Here is a 17,329-nt window from a genome sequence, read left to right on the forward strand (position 1 = left end):
CAATGCACACTGTTCTGTGCGAGAGGCCTCCGACGGTCAACGCTCCGGCCGGTCAAGCGCTGCGCAGGACCATGGCGAGGTCGTCGACCCGGATGCGGACCTCGGGGTCGGCGGCCAGCGACTCGCCCACGATGCCGGCCAACTCGCGGACCGCCTCCTGCGGCAGTCCCTCACGCAAAGTGAGGACCACCCGCGTGACGCCGGGTGCGTGCACCGAGCCGTCGGCCAGGTCGGCCGCAACGATGTCCGGACGACCCGCGATCGCTCGGGACAGGGCCACGCGGACGACCTCGTCCTCGTGCGCCGGGCGCCAGGGGTGCCCCTGGGCCAGCGCCCAGATCTGACTCAACCGCAGCACCTGCGCCGGGGCGCCCTGCGGGCCCGTGCCCAAGTCCAAGAGCACCGCGTCACACGCGTCCTCGACCGCGGCCCTCGCCGCATCCCCCGCCCGCACCGGCACCGGACGGCCCTGCGGGCGCCACTGCGCCAGCGAGTCCAGGCCCGTGAACAGCGGCATCGCCCGACGACCGTCCGGCGCCGTGAGCACCGGCATCGCCATGTCCGACTGCACCTCGCGGCGCAGACCCCCAGGCGTCGACTCCTCGACGTCCGAGGCCACCGCCTCGATCGCCACAAACAGCCGGGCTGAGGCCAGCGCCGCCATCAACTCCGCCTCCGCGCGCGCGATCGCCTGCAGATCAGCCTTGCCGCCCTCGGTCACCTCCGCCGCCGCCAGCGTCGACAGGGCAGCGCGCACCGCCGCGTCCGGCTCGCCCTGGTCCCCCGCGAACGGGGAGCCAGTCACCTCGCGGCCCTGCCACGGCGTCCCCGCCGTGTCCGCCCCCTCCGCGGCATCGTGCCCGTGCAAGCGTTGATGGCCCGCGAAGGGTCCGGCGGCGGGTTCGCCCACCGCGCCCCCGAGCCGGCCGGCCGGTTCGCCCTCGGGGTGGTGGCCGTGGCCGTGGCCGTGGCCGTGGGGGTCGCCCATCATGGCCGCCCGGCCACGTCGAGGGCCTGCGTGAGGGTGAACGCACCCTTGTAGAGGGCGGATCCGATGATCGCCCCCTCCACACCCTGCGGCACCAGGGCGCGCAAGGCGGCGACATCCTCGAGCGTCGAGACTCCCCCTGAGGCCACGACCGGGCGGTCCGTGCGGGCACACACCTCTTGCAGCAGACCCAGGTTCGGGCCGGCGAGCATGCCGTCCTTGGCCACATCGGTCACCACGTAGCGGGCGCAACCCTCCTCGTCCAGGCGAGCCAGTGTCTCCCACAGGTCACCGCCCTCGCGGGTCCAGCCGCGGGCGGCCAGCGTCGTGCCACGCACATCGAGGCCGATGGCGACGCGGTCGCCGTGCTCCGCGATGACGTTGGCCGTCCACTCCGGATTCTCCAACGCCGCCGTCCCGATGTTGACCCGACGACAACCCGTCGAGAGGGCCCGCTCCAGCGTGTCGCTGTCGCGGATCCCCCCCGACAGCTCCACCTGCAGATCCAGCGTCCCGACGATCGAGGCCAGCAGTTCGTGGTTGCTGCCGCGACCGAACGCCGCGTCGAGGTCGACCAGGTGCAGCCACTGCGCCCCGGCCTCCTGCCACGCCAACGCCGCCTGCAGGGGGTCTCCGAAGTCCCAGCCGGAACCCGCCACGCCCTGCTGCAACTGCACCGCGCGGCCATCGACGACATCGACCGCCGGCAACAGCTCCAGCAGCGGCGCCCCGGAGAGTGAGGTGGGCGTGGCGGGGCCGGTCTCGTCGGTCTGGGGCTTAGGGGTGTTCATCGTGCCTCTCTCATCGGTGGGCTACTAGCTCGGCCATTCGTCCGGCTTTCGGGCGCCGAGTCGTCGGCCAATCGTCGGCCAGTCGCGTTCTCACAAGGTCTGGAGCCAGTTGCCCAGTAGCGCGGCTCCGGCATCACCGGACTTCTCGGGGTGAAACTGGGTGGCCCACAGCGGGCCGTTCTCGACGGCCGCCACGAACGGGGCACCGTGCTCCGACCACGTGACGAGCGGTGCCACTCGGGCGAACGCACCCTCGGGGTGCAGCGTCCACTCCTGCGCGGCGTAGGAGTGCACGAAGTAGAAACGCTCGTGGCCCGCCCCGGCGAACAGCGCGGAGTGGGCCGGCGCCGAGACGGTGTTCCAGCCCATGTGTGGCACGACCTGCGCGGGGAGCCGGGTCACGGTGCCCGGCCACTGCGCGAGGCCCGGTTGTGGCGCCCCGACGCTGGGTTCCGCGGAGGCGTCGAACAGCACCTGCATGCCGACGCAGATCCCGAAGACGGGTCGCCCCCCGGCCAGTCGCACGTCGATGAGCCTCGGCCCGTCGACGGCGCGCAGCCCGGCGGCGCAGGCGTGAAAGTTGCCGACCCCGGGCACCAGCAGACCATCGGCGCCCAGCGCCGCAACAGGGTCAGCGGTCAGCTCCACGGCCGCACCGAGGCGCTGCAGCATTCGCACCGCGGAGCGCACGTTGCCGCTGCCGTAGTCCAGCACCACCACCCGCGGTGATCGGCGGTGAGAGCCGGCAGCGGAGGCCGTCACGAGATCGCCGTCAGGCGGCTCGCCGTCGGTGGCCGCTCCCACACTGCCCGATGCCGCTGGCGGGTCACCGGACGCTTCGTCAGCCGATGTGTCAGCCGGTTCGTCGGTTGGTTCGCCCGCCGGTTCGTCGGTTGGTTCGTCGGTTGGTTCGTCAGCCGGTTCGTCGACTAGGTCCGGGTCGGCCGACCCGTCGTCCGTGTCGCCGCCCTCCGACTCGGACTCCGACTCCGAACCCTCTGGACCAGACTCCGGCGTCGGAGCCTCGGTCTCCTCCTGTTGCCGCTGGCCGTGGACCTTGGGCCGGGCGTCGGAGTGGCGGCCGATCATCTTGGGGTCGATCGGGGGCAGCATGTCAGGCCTCCATCTCGATGCGGTACCTCGCCTCTTCGGAGACGAGGCGGTCGAACGCCCGGGCGTGCCGGGCGGCGGGCTCGACGAGGCGCGCGCCGGGCAGGTCGGTGATGTCGAGGTCGCCGCTCAGCAGCGGGGCACCGGGCAAGTCGAGCAGGTCGAGCACGTCGCGCAGCAGCGTGATCGCGTCGCCGCGGCCGTCGCGCAGCCGGTCGCGCAGGCGCTGCGAGCGCTGCGCCGCTTCCCGTTCAGGCAACGCGGTGCCGGCCCCGGAGTCCAGCGCGGAGTCCAGCGCCGAGTCCACCGCGGAATCCACCGCCGATGCCGCCGCGGAGTCTGCGCTTACCGACGCGGAGTCTGCGCTTGCCACGGATGCTGCGCTGGAATCCCGCGCAGAGTCACGAATTGCGTCCTTCGCGGAGTCCCGCGCGGAGTCCCGCGCGGAGTCCTGGGCGGAGTCGGCGCCGAGCAGGCCGGCGGCGGTCAGCAGGTCGGCCGGGCGCGCCCCGGGCAGCCCCACGGGTGGCACGAGCCCGTCGCGGGGGGTCCAGATCGCCCACCGAGGCACCGACCGCCACGCCGCGGGATGCACGGTGACGGTGGCCTGCCGCCCGAGCTGGAAGAAGCCCAGGGTCGGGCGCATCCACACGCCGGCGGGTCGGCCGGCCATGCTGGCGACTGCGTCGTCGTAGGGATAGCGGGCCCGCGCGGGACCGCTGGGCATGACGACGCTCCATCCCTCCAGCGGCGCGACGATGACCGCACTCAGCCCGCGGCGCGACCACGCGACCGCCGTCTCGGGACGGCACCGCGAGAGCAGGATGCCGCGCCCCGAGGAGATCGCCCGCCGACCGCGTCGCGCGGCCAGCGCTTTAGAGGCTGCCCTTGGCACTGGGCACCCCGGTGACCCGCGGGTCGGGCTCGATGGCGGCGCGCAACGCGCGGGCGATCGCCTTGAACTGGGCCTCGACGATGTGGTGCGGGTCCCGACCGGAGAGCACCCGCACGTGCAGCGCGATCTGCGCGTGGTGAGCGAGCGTCTCGATGACGTGGCGCGTCATGGACCCGGCGTAGGTGCCGCCGATGAGCACGTACTCCTGACCGGCCGGCTCTCCCTCGTGCACCGCGTACGGGCGGCCGGAGACGTCGACGACCGCTTGGCACAGCGCCTCGTCGAGCGGCACACACGCGTCACCGAAGCGACGAATCCCGCGTTTGTCCCCCAGCGCCTGCAGCAGCGCGTCACCCAGGACGATCGCCACATCCTCGACCGTGTGATGGCCGTCGACGTCGACGTCACCCTGGGCCTGCACGCGCAGGTCGATGAGGCTGTGTTTGGCCAGGCTCGCGAGCATGTGGTCGTAGAAGCGGACCCCGGTGGACACCTGCGACTCCCCCGTGCCGTCCAGATCGAGCCACAGGTCGACGCTGCTCTCGGAGGTGGCCCGGCGCAGGTGGGCGGTGCGGTGCCCGCCCGTCTGCCCGCCCGGCTGCTCGGGCGCGGTCGTCTGGGCCGCCGTCGGCTCGGGCGAGGTCGGCACGGGTCTGGGCGGGTGTTCGCTCACTGGTGCTCCTGCGGGTCGGGGTCGTCAGCCGTTTCGGAGGCCGTAGCGGAGTCCGGTTCGCCATCGTTGTCGCCCGTGGGCACCTCGTCAGCCAGCGAGATTCCCTCAGCGTGTGACTCACCGGCCCGAGGTTCGCCGGCCCGTGCCTCGTCCGCAGCGGAGGTCGCGTGGGCCAGTGCCTCGGGGTGCTGAGCCAGGTGGTCGGCCAGAACCCCCAGCATGGCCTGCGTCTCTTCCGGTGTGCCGGCGGTTACGCGCAGGTGCCCCGGGATGCCGACGTCGCGCAGCAGCACGCCGTGATCGAGCAGCGCCTGCCAGCTGGCGGGGGCGTCGGCGAACCCGCCGATGAGCACGAAGTTGGCGTCGCTGGGCACGGGCACCAGGCCCAGTTCGGCGACCCGCGCGACGATCGCGTCGCGTTGCTCTTTGATGGCATCGACGGTGCCCAGCAGCGCGTCGGCGTGCGCCAGGGCGGCGCGGGCGACGGCCTGGGTCTGGGTCGAGAGGTGGTAGGGCATCCGCACGAGCCGCAGCGCGTCGACGACGGCCGGGTCGGCGGCCAGGTAGCCGACGCGGCCGCCGGCGAGCGCGAACGCCTTGCTCATCGTGCGGGAGACGACCAGGCGGGGGCGCCCGGCCAGCAGCGTCGTGGCGCTCGCCGTGCCCGGGCGGGCGAACTCCGCGTAGGCCTCGTCGACGACGATCAGCGCGGTGGGCACCGCGTCGTACACCGCGCGCACCAGGTCGAGGTCGATCGCGGTGCCGGTCGGATTGTTCGGCGAACACAGAAACACGATGTGCGGGTTGTGCTGACGCACCTGTCGCACCACGGGCTCGACGACGAGGTCGAAGTCCTGCGGCGCTGCCGCGGCTCCCGCACCCGATCCCGTGCTGCGGCCGGCGCCCCGGGCGCCGTCGATCCAGCGGGTGCCCGTGGTGCGCGTGATGATGGGGTGCATGGAGTAGGAGGGCGTGAACCCCAACGCCACCCGGCCGGGACCGCCGAACGCCTGCAGCAGGTGCAGCAGCACCTCGTTGGAGCCGTTGGCCGCCCACATCTGCTCCGGGGTGAGGTCGGTGCCGGTGACCCGGGTCAGGTAGGCCGCGAGATCCGCACGTAGCGCGGTGAACTCGCGGTCGGGGTACCGGTTGAGGCCCGGCGCCGCGTCGGCCATCGCCGCCATGATCGACTCCACGACCTGCGGCGGCACCGGATAGGAGTTCTCGTTGGTGTTCAGCGCCACGGGGACGTCGAGTTGCGGGGCGCCGTAGGCGGTGCGCCCGATGAGGTCGGGCCGCAGCAGCGTCGACAGCACCGCGTCGACCGCCTCCCGGCCGTCCGGGACGGTCACGAAGTCACGTCCGATCCAGCGCCCACCGAGCCAGCGCCCACCGATCCCGCGCCCACCGATCCCGCCGCACGGCTGGCTCCAGCGCCACCACCTACTCCCGCCATGGCTGCGGCTCCGCCGACGCGGGCCAGGATCGCGTCGCCGTGCGCGGGCAGGTCTTCGTCGCGGGCCAACGCGACGACCCCGTCGGCGACCTGGCCCAGCGCCTGCTCGTCGTACTCGATGAGCTGCACGCCGCGCAGGAAGGCGTGCACCGACAGCCCGCCGGAGTGGGCGGCGGTGCCGGCGGTGGGCAGCACGTGGTTGGAGCCGGCGCTGTAGTCGCCGAGGCTGACCGGTGAGTAGGTGCCGACGAAGATCGCGCCGGCGTTGGTGACGCGCCGAGCCACCTGCGCGGCGTCGCGGGTGTGGATTTCGAGGTGCTCGGCCGCGTACGCATCCACGACCGCCAGCCCCGCGTCCAGATCGTCGACGAGAACGACCGCGGACTGCCGCCCGGCCAGGGCCGTGGTGACGCGCTCGGCGTGCTTGGTCGCCCCGACCCACCGCGCCAGGGCGGCCTCGACGGCTCGCGCCAGCGGCTCGGAGTCGGTGACCAGCACCGCGGCGGCCAGCGGGTCGTGCTCTGCCTGGCTGACCAGGTCGGCGGCCACGTGATCGGGGTCGGCGGTCTCGTCGGCCAGGATCGCGATCTCGGTGGGACCGGCCTCGGCGTCGATGCCGACGACGCCGCGCAGGTGCCGCTTGGCCGAGGCGACGAAGATATTGCCCGGGCCCGTGATGATGTTGACCGGCGGGCAGTCGACGTCGGCGTCGCGCACCCCGTACGCGAGCATCGCGATGGCTTGGGCTCCACCGACCGCGTACACCTCCTGCACGCCCAGCAGCGCGCAGGCCGCGAGGATCGTCGGGTGCGGGTAGCCGGCGAAGACCCCGGTGTTGTCCCGCTGCGGCGGGCTGGTCACGGCGATCGAGCCCACCCCGGCGACCTGCGCGGGCACGACGTTCATGACGACGCTGCTGGGGTAGACGGCCAGGCCACCGGGCACGTAGAGGCCGACGCGGGCGGTCGGCAGCCACCGCTGGGTGACGCGAGCACCGGGCCCCAGGGTCGTCGTGTGCTCTGCCGGCAGCTGGGCGGTGTGCACCGTTCGGGTGCGGTCGATGGCCTCGACGAGAGCCGCCCGCACGATCGGGTCGAGCTGATCGGTGGCCGCCGCCAACACCGCCGCCGGTACCCGCAGATGCGCAGGCCGCACGCCGTCGAACTGCTCCGACAGTTCCGCGATGGCCGCGGCTCCGCGCTCGCGGACCTGCGCGCAGATCGGAGCCACGACCCCGAGGGCGTCGTCCATGTCGAATTCGGCGCGCGGCAACGAATCGCGCAGGTCCGCGCGCGAAAGCCGGTGGCCGCGCAAGTCGAGTCGGCTGATCACGGCGTTCAGTCTAGGCATCGGGTCTGACACGCCGAACGGGCGACCGGAGCGCGGACCCGACACGCCGGTCAGTCGGCCCCGGGCCCGGTCTCGCGCGCTCCCGCCAGCGGGTCGCGCGCGCCGGGCACCAGGTGGGTGGCGTCGAGTTGGTCGAGGAGGAAGGCGTTCTCCCAGGCGTACTGCTCCCAGGCGTCGTAGCGGCCGGATCGGCCGCCGTGGCCGGCGGTCATCTCCGTGCGCAGCAGGATCGGCCGGGCGGGGTCGGCCGGTGTCAGCTCCCGCAGCCGCGCGACCCACTTGGCCGGCTCGGTGTAGGCCACGCGGGTGTCGTGCAGGCTCGTCGTCGCCAGGATGGCCGGATACTGCGCGCCCGCCACGATCGTCTCGTACGGGCTGTAGCCGGCCATCCGGTCGTAGGCCGCTACGTCGTGCAGCGGGTCGCCCCACTCGTCCCACTCGATGACGGTCAACGGCAACTCGGGGTCCAGGATGGTCGTCAGAGCATCGACGAAGGGCACCTGGGCGAGGGCCACGCGGAACAGCCCTGGCTCCAGGTTCAGGGCCGCCCCGACCGTCAGGCCACCGGCCGACCCGCCCTCGATCCCCAGCCGCCGGCGATCCACCACCTGCTCGTCGAGGAGCAGATGGGCCGCGGCCACCGTGTCGGTGAAGGTGTTGGTCTTGGCGGCCAACTTGCCGTCCTCATACCACGATCGGCCCAGCTCGCCGCCGCCGCGCACATGCGCGACCGCGAAGACCAGACCGCGGTCGAGCAGGCTCAGTCGGGGGATCGAGAACCAGGGGTCCAGGCACGTCTCGTAGGCGCCATAGACATACAGCAGCCCGGGGGCGCTGCCGTCGCGTGGGATCTGCGCGCGGGAGACGACGGAGACGGGCACCCGGGTGCCGTCGGCGGCGCTCGCCCAGAGCCGCTCCTCTCGGTAGTCGCCCGGGTCGTACCCGCCGAGCACCGGGGCCCGCTTGAGCACCTCCGTGGTGCGGGTCGTCACGTCGAACTCCGCGACGGTCACGGGGGTGACGAACGACTCGAGCCGGTACCGCAGCGCCCGCGTCGCCCACTCTGGGTTGTCGCTCAGGCTCACCGACGCCAGCGCCTGCTCGACCGGAAGGTCGAAGGGCTCGCCGGGAGAGTGTGGCGCCGCCGGATCCCACGGGACGATCCGCAGCGACGGCAGGCCCGCCGAGCGCAGCGAGACGACGACCTGACCCGCGAATGCCTCGACACCCACGACTCGCTCGTCGGCGCCGACGGCCAGCCAGGGCCGCCACGGGAGGCTCGACTCCACCGCTGACTCGCTCGCAGCCTCCGCGTGCTCGCTCGCAGCCTCCGCGTACTCGCTCGCAGACTCCGTGCGCGATTCGCCCTCCGGCGGCGGCCACGGCATCCAGGCCAGCTCGAAGTCGGGCCGCTGCGCGTTGTGCACGACCAGCAGCGCGTTGGCTGCCGGCTCCACCTCGTACTCCAGACCCGGCACGCGGGGGGCGACGACCCGCAGCGGCCCGGTCGGCTCGGCCAGGTCGAGCAGCCGCGCCTGCGTCGTCGTGCGCGAGCCCGCCTGCACCACGAGCCAGCGGTCGTCGCGCGAGACCCCGATGCCCAGCCAGAAGCGCTCGTCGGGCTCGGCGAACACCCGCACGTCCGCCTCCGCGGGGGTGCCCAACTCGTGCCGCCACACCTCGTGCGGGCGCCACGCGTCGTCGAGGCGGGTGTAGAACAGGTGCCGCCCGTCCAGCGACCACACGACGCCGTAGCCGATCTGCGTCACCTCCTCCACGACCTGCCCGGAGTCGATGTCGCGCACCCGCAGCGTGAACCGCTCGTCGCCGCGCAGGTCGACCGCGTAGGCCAGGAGGCGCGAGTCGGGGCTCACCTCGAACGCGCCGTAGGCGAAGAAGTCGCTGGTGCCCGCTTCGGCGTTGCCGTCGAGTAGCAGCTGCTCGCCCGCGGGGATCTGCCCTGGGACCAGTTGCGGACGGGAGCCGTCGGCGCTCATCGGTACCCGGGCCTCGATGCCGTACTGCAGGCCTTCGACGGTGCGCCGGTAGTACCACCAGCCGCGGTGCCCCACGGGCACCGACAGGTCGCTCTCCTGGGTGCGGGCCCGGATTTCGCGCACGAGGGTTTCGCTCAGCGCCTGCGTGTGCGCGGTGACGGCCCGCGCGTAACTGTTCTCGGCTCGCAGGTGGTCGAGCACCGCCTCGTCGTGCGGGTCACCCAGCCAGGCGTAGGGGTCCTGCACCTGCCGGCCGTGATGCCGGCGGGTGTGCTCGCGGCGCTGCGTAACCGGAGGGTCGGGGTGGGGCACGGCAGGAGGTACCTCAGGAGACGCCGACTGATCGGCTGCGCTGGCGGGGGTGGTCATGGGCTCACCTTGACACTGATCGTTGCCCGCGACCGGCTATCGACACGGCGTGGGTCGGCGGCCCGCGCGGACCTGGAGGCCAGTCCCCGTCGGGCTCAACCGGACTGCCCGGCAGCAGGACGTGTCAACAATCACTGTCCCGCTGGTCGCACAGGCGCCGCACAGCACGCTGAAGTCTCGTACATTTCTCACGAAGTTCTATGGTTCCCAAGCAGTTTCGCTCAGGGTTGCGTTGTCCTGGTCGATGAGCAGCACGGTGTTGGGCGCACGTTCGTCCTGGACGATCGACGCCTGGGGGCTCACGGGGGTGAGCGCTGCGGAACGGTGGCTGTCCCGGCCGCCGGCCCGCGGGGTCGCGCTGCCAACGACGCCACAGCACTGCCCACCGCACGACCCGCAAGGCCTAGAACTACACAGCTCCCAGCACGCGCAACTCCCCTGCGACGAGAACCAGCACGCGCCCCCCTGACGAGAAGAGAGCAGGCATCCTGGTGATCCTTCAGTCCACGCACACTTCCGGACCGTCGACCCGGCACATCCTGCTGACCGGTGTCACCGGTTTCGTGGGTCAGGCCATGCTCGAGCGACTCCTGTCGAGCACCGACGCCCGCGTCAGCGTGCTCATCCGCTCCCGCAACCGCAAGTCCGCCCAGCAACGCCTGGACGAGTTACTCGACAAACCCGTCTTCCAACCCCTGCGCGCTCGACTCGGCGACGAGTCGATGCAGGAGGCGGTGCGGAGCCGAGTGCACGTCATCGAAGGCGACCTGCGGGATGTGCCGGACCTTCCCGGCGACCTCGACGGGGTCGTGCACAGCGCCTCCAGCGTCAACTTCGACGACCCCATCGACAAGGCCTTCACGACGAACGTCGGCGGACCGCACGCCCTGTACCGGGCGTTGGCCCGCAGCGGTGGCCGCACCCGCCGGGCCCACGTCGTGCACATCTCCACGTCGTACGTCGCCACCGGCCGGGTGCAGGTCGCGACGGAGGTCAGCCTGGAGCACGACGTCGACTGGCGCGCCGAGACCAGCCGCGCCGTGGAGTTGCGCGGCCGGCTGGCGCGCGCCGGGCACGAGCCCCGCGAGCAACTGGCCATGCTGCGCCGCGCCGGCAAGGAGCGCGCCCGCGAGCTGGGCTGGACCGACGTGTACACGCTGACGAAAGCGCTCGGGGAGCGAGTCGCCGAGGACCTGTGGGCGGGCCAGGGGCGGCGCCTGACGATCCTGCGACCCACGATCATCGAGAGCGCGCTGCGCTACCCGTACCCGGGGTGGATCGACGGCTTCAAGGTGGCCGACCCGCTCATCGCGGCCTACGCCCAAGGCCGACTCCTCGGCTTTCCGGGGCGCCCCGAGTCGGTGCTCGACATCATCCCCGTCGACTTCGTCGTCAACGCCGCCGGCGCCGCCCTCGACAACCCGCCGGCCTCCGGGCAATCCCGCTATCTGCAGGTCAGCTCCGGGACGACCAATCCGCTGACTCTGGCCGAACTGCGCGTCTGGGTGCAGGACTACTTCGCGGCCCATCCCTGGATCGATCGCGACGGGCAGGTCATCGAGCCCGAACCATGGGAGTTCAGCGACCCCGAACGCCTCGACCGCTGGGCCGCCCGCCGGCAGCGGGCGCTGCGCAACTCGGCCACGCTGCTCGAGCTCGCTCCCGCCGGGTGGTTCGCCCACGCCCGGGCCGGCGTGCGTGCCGGACTGCGCGGTCTGGACACCCTGCGCGGCTATGTGGACCTCTACCAGCCGTACACGTGCGCGACCACGACCTACGACGACACCCACACCCGCGAACTGCTGGGCCACCGACGCAACCCCCGCGACCTGTTCGACGTCAACGCCATCGACTGGCAGCGCTACCTGACCCAGGCGCACCTACCGGCCCTCGTGGCCATCATGGAGGGACGGCAACGCACCCCTTCTTCCGGTGCCCCTCGCACGGCAGTGAGCCCGCTGCGCCGCCCCCGCCCTCGAGCCGGCCGACACACCGCCGAGGAGCACACGGCCCAGGCCCTGGGGGCCTAACCGGCTAGGCAGGCCGGTCCCAGCAGCGCCTTGAGGTCGCCGAAGAGCGCCGGCGAGGCGGTGACCCGCAGCGAATCGTCGAGGCGCATGACAACGCTGCGGCCTGGCTGGGTGAGCTTGACGTGCACCTCGGTGCCGCCCGGGTGCTCGTGCAGCACATCCTTGATGCGCAACGCCATGCCGTTGGTGGCCCGTGCCAGCGGCATCGACACGACGACCGGGCCGCGGGGCCCCTCGGTGATCTCCGGCAGCGTCAGCTCCTGGGCGTACAGCGAGACCGAGTCATCGCGCCGGTTCACCCGGCCCTTGACGACGACCACGGTGTCGGTCGAGAGCATCGTCGAAACGGTCAGGTACGTCGAGGGGAAGAACAGGCATTCGATGGCGCCGCCCAGGTCCTCGACGGTGACGATCGCCCACAGATCGCCCTTCTTGGTGCGCTTGAGCTGCAGCGAGGTGATGAGCCCGGCGATGGTGACCATCTGCCCCTCACGCCCGCCGTGCCCCCCGTGCCCGTTGTGGCCGTTGCTGTCGGCGTCGGGGTCGACGGCCGTGACCTGCCCGATCGAGGTGTCGGCGTGCGCCGCCAGGATGTGCTCGATGCCGAACAACGGGTGGTCCGAGACGTAGAGGCCGAGCATCTCGCGCTCGAACGCCAACAGCACCTGCTTGTCCCACTCGCCGGCCGGGATCGGCGGCAGCGCCTGCAGCGCCTGGCCGCCGTCGGACTCGTCGTCGCCGTCGAGGCCGGCGAACGCCGCGAACAGGGAGTCCTGGCCCGCTGCCTCGTTCTTCTTCTCCTCCACGAGCGCATCGACGTACTGCTCGTGGATGCGCACCAGTCCCGAGCGCTGGTGCCCCAGGGAGTCGAACGCCCCGCCCTTGATGAGGGAGTCGATCGTGCGCTTGTTGCACACGACCGCCGGCACTTTCCGCAGGAAGTCCTCGAACGAGGTGTACTCGCCCTTCTCCCCGCGGGTGCGCACGATCGCCTCGACGACATTGGCGCCGACATTGCGGATGGCCTCCAGGCCGAAGCGGATGTCTTCACCGACGGCCGCGAAGTAACCGATGGAGGCGTTGACGTCCGGCGGCAGCACGTGGATGCCCATGCGCCGGCACTCGCCGAGATAGAGGGCAGACTTGTCCTTGTCGTCGCGCACACTCGTCAGCAGCGCCGCCATGTATTCGGCCGGATAGTTCGCCTTGAGGTAACCGGTCCAGTAGGAGACCAAGCCGTAAGCGGCCGTGTGCGCCTTGTTGAAGGCGTAGTCGGAGAACGGCACGAGCACGTCCCACAGCGCCTTGACGCTGGCGGCGGCGAAACCCTGATCCAGCATTCCCTTTTCGAAGTTGACGAACTCCGCGTCGAGCACCTCGCGCTTCTTCTTGCCCATCGCGCGACGCAGCAGGTCTGCATTGCCGAGCGTGTACCCGGCGAGCTTCTGCGCGATCTCCATGACCTGCTCCTGGTAGATCACCAGACCGTAGGTCGTGCCGAGAATCGGCTCGAGGGCGTCGATCATCTTCTGCTCGAGCTGGCCCTTCAAGCGCGGGTCGAGCGGGATCATCTCCTGGCGGCCGTTCTTGCGCAGCGCGAAGTTGGTGTGCGCGTCGACGCCCATCGGGCCGGGCCGGTACAGCGCGAGGGCCGCGGAGATGTCTTCGAAGTTGTCGGGGCGCATCAGGCGCAGCAGCGTGCGCATGCCGCCGCCGTCGAGCTGGAACACCCCAAGGGTGTCGCCGCGGGTCAGCAGGTCGTACGTGCTGCGGTCGTTGAGGTCCTTGGAGAGCGCGTCGAGGTCGATGACCTCGTCGCGGTTCATCGCCACGTTGGCGATCGCGTCGTCGAGGATCGTCAGGTTGCGCAGGCCGAGGAAGTCCATTTTGACCAGCCCGAGCGTCTCGCACGTCGGATAGTCGAACTGCGTGATGATCTGCCCGTCCTGCTCCCGCTTCATGATCGGGATGACGTCGATGAGCGGTTCGGAGCTCATGATGACGCCGGCCGCGTGCACGCCCCACTGCCGCTTCAGCCCCTCCAGGCCCAACGCCGTACCGACGATCTCCTTGGCCGCCGGGTCCTCGTCGTGCAGCGCCCGGAACTCCGCGGCCTCGGCGTAGCGCTTGTGCTCGGGGTCGAACACTCCCGACAGCGGGATGCCCTTGCCCATGACGTCGGCCGGCATCGCCTTCGTGAGCTTCTCGCCCATGGCGAATGGGAAACCCATGACCCGGGAGGCGTCTTTGAGTGCCTGCTTGGCCTTGATCGTGCCGTAGGTGACGATCTGCGCGACCCGCTCGCTGCCGTACTTCTCGGTGACGTACTTGATGACCTCGCCGCGGCGACGCTCGTCGAAGTCGACATCGAAGTCGGGCATCGACATCCGCTCGGGGTTGAGGAACCGCTCGAAGATCAGCCCGTGCGGGATCGGGTCGAGGTCGGTGATCTTCATGGCATAGGCGCACATCGATCCCGCACCCGAGCCACGACCGGGCCCCACGCGGATGCCCTGAGCCTTGGCCCACGTGATGAAGTCGGCGACGACCAGGAAGTAGCCGGCGTACCCCTTGGAGACGATGACCTCGATCTCGAAATCGGCCTGGGTGCGGGCATACTCCGGCACCTGCCCCTCGAACCGCTCGGCCAGCCCCTTGTTGACCTCTTTGACGAACCAGCTGCGCTCGTCTTCCCCCGGCGGGCACGGAAAGCGCGGCATATACCGGCCCTCACCCTCGGTGAAGCTCACCTCGCAGCGCTCGGCAATGGCCAGCGTGTTGTCGCACGCCTGCGGCAGCTCTCGCCACAGGTGACGCATCTGTTCCGGTGACTTCAGGTAGAAGTCGTCGGCGTCGAACTTGAACCGGCCCGGATCCATGAGCGTGGAGCCGGACTGCACGCACAGCAGCGCCGCGTGCGCCTTCGCATCCTCGGCCTTCGTGTAGTGCAGGTCGTTCGTCGCCACCAGCGGCAAACCCAGATCCTTGGCCAGGCGCAGCAGGTCTTTCTGCACCCGCCGCTCGATCTCCAGACCGTGATCCATCAGCTCGCAGTAGAAATTCTCCGCACCGAAGATGTCGCGGAAGTCGGCCGCCGCCGCCCGCGCCTGGTCGTATTGCCCGAGCCGCAGTCGGGTCTGCACCTCGCCCGACGGGCAGCCGGTCGTCGCGATGAGCCCCTGCCCGTACTGGGCCAGCAACTCCCGATCCATGCGCGGCTTGAAGTAGTAGCCCTCGAGGCTGGCCAGCGAGCACAGCTTGAAGAGATTGGCCATGCCGTCGTTGTTGCGTGCCCACATCGTCATGTGGGTGTAGGCACCTGACCCGGAGACGTCGTCGCGCCCGCCGTCGCCGAACTTGACCCGAGTCTTGTCGGTGCGATGGGTGCCCGGCGTCAGGTAGCCCTCGATGCCGATGATCGGCTTGACCCCGTGCTTCTTGGCCTTCTGCCAGAACTCGTACGCGCCGAAGATGAAGCCGTGGTCGGTCGTGGCCACCGCCGGCATCCCCATCCGCGCGGCCTCGGCACACAGGTCGTCGATACGCGCCGCACCGTCGAGCATCGAGTACTCGGTGTGGTTGTGCAGATGGACGAAGGAGTCGGTGCCAGACACGGGTGCAGCTCGCCTCACAGTGCTCGAGAACGGGAGGGACCGCGCCATCCTACGACCGAGTACCGACAGCCTCGCTCAGGTCGCCGGCACCACCTGACGCAGCCCCCGACGGTCCAGGTCAACGGCCCGGATTGGCGCTCCCGGCGAGTCGGCGCCTCGTTCACGACCCGCTCAGCTCAGCGGGCGCAGTGTGGCGGTGAAGTGCCGCAGCACCTTCGGCTCCCACGTGATCTCATATCCGGGAACAGACCCGGCGCGCTCCTTGATGGCGCCCAGGGCCTCCGCGATGACGTCGAGGTGGGCCTGGGTGTAGACGCGCCGCGGGATCGCCAAGCGGGTGAACTCCAGGGGCGCCTGCTGCTCTTGCCCCGTCGCGGGGTCGCGGTCCATGAGGTAGGAGCCGATGTCGCAGGTGCGTACGCCGGCCTCGATGTACAACTCGACCGCCAGAGCGTGGCCGGGGTACTGGTGCCACGGCAGGTGCGGCAGCAGCTTGCCGGCGTCCACAAAGACGGCGTGGCCGCCGGCCGGCCGCTGATAGGGGATGCCGAATTCGTCGAGGCGGGCGGCGAGATAGGCGACCTGCCCGGTGCGGTAACGCAGGTAGTCCTCGTCCATCCCCTCGCGCAGTCCGACGGCCAGAGCGGCCAGGTCGCGCCCGGAGAGGCCGCCGTAGGTGACATAACCCTCTCCGGCGATGACGAGCGAGCGCACGTCGGGCACGTGCTCGCCCTCCTCGCGCACTCCGAGCAGGCCGCCCATGTTGGTGATGGCGTCCTTCTTCGCGCTCATCGTGAAGATGTCGCCGTAGGAGAAGAACTCGCGGATGATCTCCGCGATGGTCGCGTCGGCGAATTCGGCCTCGCGGGCCTTGATGAAGTAGGCGTTTTCGGCGAACCGGGCCGCGTCGATGACCAACGGGATGCCGTGCGCCGCAGCGATGCGCGCGGTCTCACGCATGTTCGCCATGGAGACCGGCTGACCACCGACGGAATTGTTGGTGATCGTCACGACGATTCCCGCGACCTCATCCCCGTGCTCGGCGATGAGCGTTTCGAGTCGCGCATTGTCCATGTTGCCCTTGAACGGGGCGTCCAGGCCGGAGTCCAGGCCTTCGGGGCACACGCAGTCGATGGGGCGCCCGTTTGCGAGGGCGACGTGCGCGCGGGTGGTGTCGAAAAAGGTGTTGGAGATGACGACCTGGCCGGGACGCCCGATGAGCACCGGGAAGAGCACCTTCTCGGCGGCGCGCCCCTGGTGCACCGGCTGGATCCACTCGTAGCCGAAGATCTCTTGCGCGACGCCGATGAGGTCGTAGTAGCTGCGCCCGCCCGAGTAGGCCTCGTCGCCGGTGAGCATCGCCGACCACTGCGCGTTGCTCATCGCGTTGGTGCCGCTGTCGGTCAGCAGGTCGATGTAGACGTCGTCGGCGTGCAGGCCGAAGTTGTTGTAGTTGGCGGCCGCGATCTTCTCGCGCCGCTCCTGAGCCGTGGTCAGGCGGATCGGCTCGACCATCTTGATCTTGAAGGGCTCGGGGATGTACTTCATCGCGGCAGTCCTCTCGCATGGTGTGCCCGCTCTGGTGGAGGCGGGTGCGAGAACCGGACGTGGGGTGCTGCCGACTCCCGCAGCAAGAAGCTATCGCCACCCCGCTGGAGCCCGGACCCCGAGCAGGCGCGCAGGATCCTCGACCTCCTGGCCACCCTGGTCGAGCCGCTGCACCAGACGATCCCGGGCTCCAACGAGGTCGTGCTGCACGAGTTGGTGAAGCTACCGGACTCGATCGTCGCCATCAGCGGAGGCAGCCTGACCGGCCGCGTCGTCGGCTCGCCGGCGACCGACACCCTGCTCGCCGCGTTCGCCCGAGACGAGGTTGAGACCCATCTGGCCTATGCGTCGCGGCTACCGGGCGGTCGAGAGCTGCGGTCGAGCACGATGGTCTGCTCAGACTCCGCAGGGGTGCCCGTGGCGGCCCTCTGCGTCAATATCGACGTGACAATGTGGCGGGCCGTGCATCACCTCGCCGACTCGATGCTCCCGGCAGTCACCACCGCCG

Annotated in this window: 11 protein-coding genes and 1 pseudogene; 2 read left to right on the plus strand and 10 right to left on the minus strand. The window is 70.8% G+C overall.

Annotated features, from left to right (window positions below; genetic code table 11):
- Positions 1-52 precede the first annotated feature (52 nt).
- The 8 genes from KILIM_RS11240 to KILIM_RS11275 form a co-directional block, all read right to left on the minus strand.
- Positions 53-991, minus strand: coding sequence for an SseB family protein (locus KILIM_RS11240; protein WP_006592807.1), 939 nt, complete (start codon positions 989-991; stop codon positions 53-55).
- The gene (gene priA, locus KILIM_RS11245; protein WP_006592808.1) at positions 988-1,779 is read right to left on the minus strand and encodes a bifunctional 1-(5-phosphoribosyl)-5-((5-phosphoribosylamino)methylideneamino)imidazole-4-carboxamide isomerase/phosphoribosylanthranilate isomerase PriA; all 792 of its coding nucleotides are present in this window, start codon (positions 1,777-1,779) and stop codon (positions 988-990) included. Before priA ends, KILIM_RS11240 begins: the two co-directional genes overlap by 4 nt.
- A gap of 90 nt (positions 1,780-1,869) precedes the next feature.
- Positions 1,870-2,541, minus strand: a complete 672-nt coding sequence (gene hisH / locus KILIM_RS11250; protein ID WP_083876104.1) for an imidazole glycerol phosphate synthase subunit HisH — start codon at positions 2,539-2,541, stop codon at positions 1,870-1,872.
- A gap of 352 nt (positions 2,542-2,893) precedes the next feature.
- Positions 2,894-3,784, minus strand: coding sequence for a hypothetical protein (locus tag KILIM_RS11255; protein WP_006592810.1), 891 nt, complete (start codon positions 3,782-3,784; stop codon positions 2,894-2,896).
- Positions 3,765-4,346 carry an imidazoleglycerol-phosphate dehydratase HisB gene (gene hisB / locus KILIM_RS11260; protein ID WP_040563078.1) on the minus strand — a complete coding sequence of 194 codons (582 nt, stop codon included), beginning with the start codon at positions 4,344-4,346 and terminating at the stop codon, positions 3,765-3,767. Before hisB ends, KILIM_RS11255 begins: the two co-directional genes overlap by 20 nt.
- Positions 4,347-4,453: 107 nt before the next feature.
- Positions 4,454-5,809, minus strand: a complete 1,356-nt coding sequence (locus KILIM_RS11265) for a histidinol-phosphate transaminase (RefSeq protein WP_006592812.1) — start codon at positions 5,807-5,809, stop codon at positions 4,454-4,456.
- Entirely contained in the window at positions 5,806-7,245 is a 1,440-nt protein-coding gene (gene hisD, locus KILIM_RS11270) for a histidinol dehydrogenase (RefSeq protein WP_157551648.1), read from the minus strand. Before hisD ends, KILIM_RS11265 begins: the two co-directional genes overlap by 4 nt.
- Positions 7,246-7,313: 68 nt before the next feature.
- On the minus strand, positions 7,314-9,629 hold the full coding sequence (locus KILIM_RS11275; RefSeq protein ID WP_157551649.1) for a S9 family peptidase: 2,316 nt from the start codon (positions 9,627-9,629) through the stop codon (positions 7,314-7,316).
- 491 nt (positions 9,630-10,120) lie between these two features.
- Between KILIM_RS11275 and KILIM_RS11280 the strand changes: the two genes are divergently transcribed.
- On the plus strand, positions 10,121-11,659 hold the full coding sequence (locus KILIM_RS11280) for an SDR family oxidoreductase (protein ID WP_006592816.1): 1,539 nt from the start codon (positions 10,121-10,123) through the stop codon (positions 11,657-11,659).
- On the opposite strand, the gene dnaE is transcribed toward KILIM_RS11280, so the two are convergent.
- Positions 11,656-15,222 (minus strand): DNA polymerase III subunit alpha, encoded by a 3,567-nt coding sequence (gene dnaE, locus KILIM_RS11285; protein WP_246308563.1) that lies wholly within the window; start codon positions 15,220-15,222, stop codon positions 11,656-11,658. The genes KILIM_RS11280 and dnaE overlap by 4 nt on opposite strands.
- A gap of 222 nt (positions 15,223-15,444) precedes the next feature.
- Positions 15,445-16,821, minus strand: a complete 1,377-nt coding sequence (locus KILIM_RS11290; RefSeq protein WP_006592818.1) for a tryptophanase — start codon at positions 16,819-16,821, stop codon at positions 15,445-15,447.
- On the opposite strand from KILIM_RS11290, the pseudogene KILIM_RS25455 reads away from it, so the two are divergent.
- Positions 16,705-17,298, plus strand: a pseudogene (locus KILIM_RS25455) (PAS domain-containing protein); the annotation flags it as partial. The gene KILIM_RS11290 and the pseudogene KILIM_RS25455 overlap by 117 nt on opposite strands.
- Positions 17,299-17,329: the final 31 nt, after the last annotated feature.

It is taken from the genome of Kineosphaera limosa NBRC 100340 (assembly GCF_000298215.1).
Classification (GTDB): Bacteria; Actinomycetota; Actinomycetes; order Actinomycetales; family Dermatophilaceae; genus Kineosphaera; species Kineosphaera limosa.

What these genes read in the sequence shown, in the direction of transcription:
- KILIM_RS11240 (WP_006592807.1), bottom strand. Translation starts at nt 991, where the DNA reads ATGATGGGCGACCCCCACGGCCACGGCCACGGCCACGGCCACCACCCC.
- priA (WP_006592808.1), bottom strand. Translation starts at nt 1,779, where the DNA reads ATGAACACCCCTAAGCCCCAGACCGACGAGACCGGCCCCGCCACGCCC.
- KILIM_RS11290 (WP_006592818.1), bottom strand. Translation starts at nt 16,821, where the DNA reads ATGAAGTACATCCCCGAGCCCTTCAAGATCAAGATGGTCGAGCCGATC.
- KILIM_RS11275 (WP_157551649.1), bottom strand. Translation starts at nt 9,629, where the DNA reads ATGACCACCCCCGCCAGCGCAGCCGATCAGTCGGCGTCTCCTGAGGTA.
- dnaE (WP_246308563.1), bottom strand. Translation starts at nt 15,222, where the DNA reads ATGCTCGACGGTGCGGCGCGTATCGACGACCTGTGTGCCGAGGCCGCG.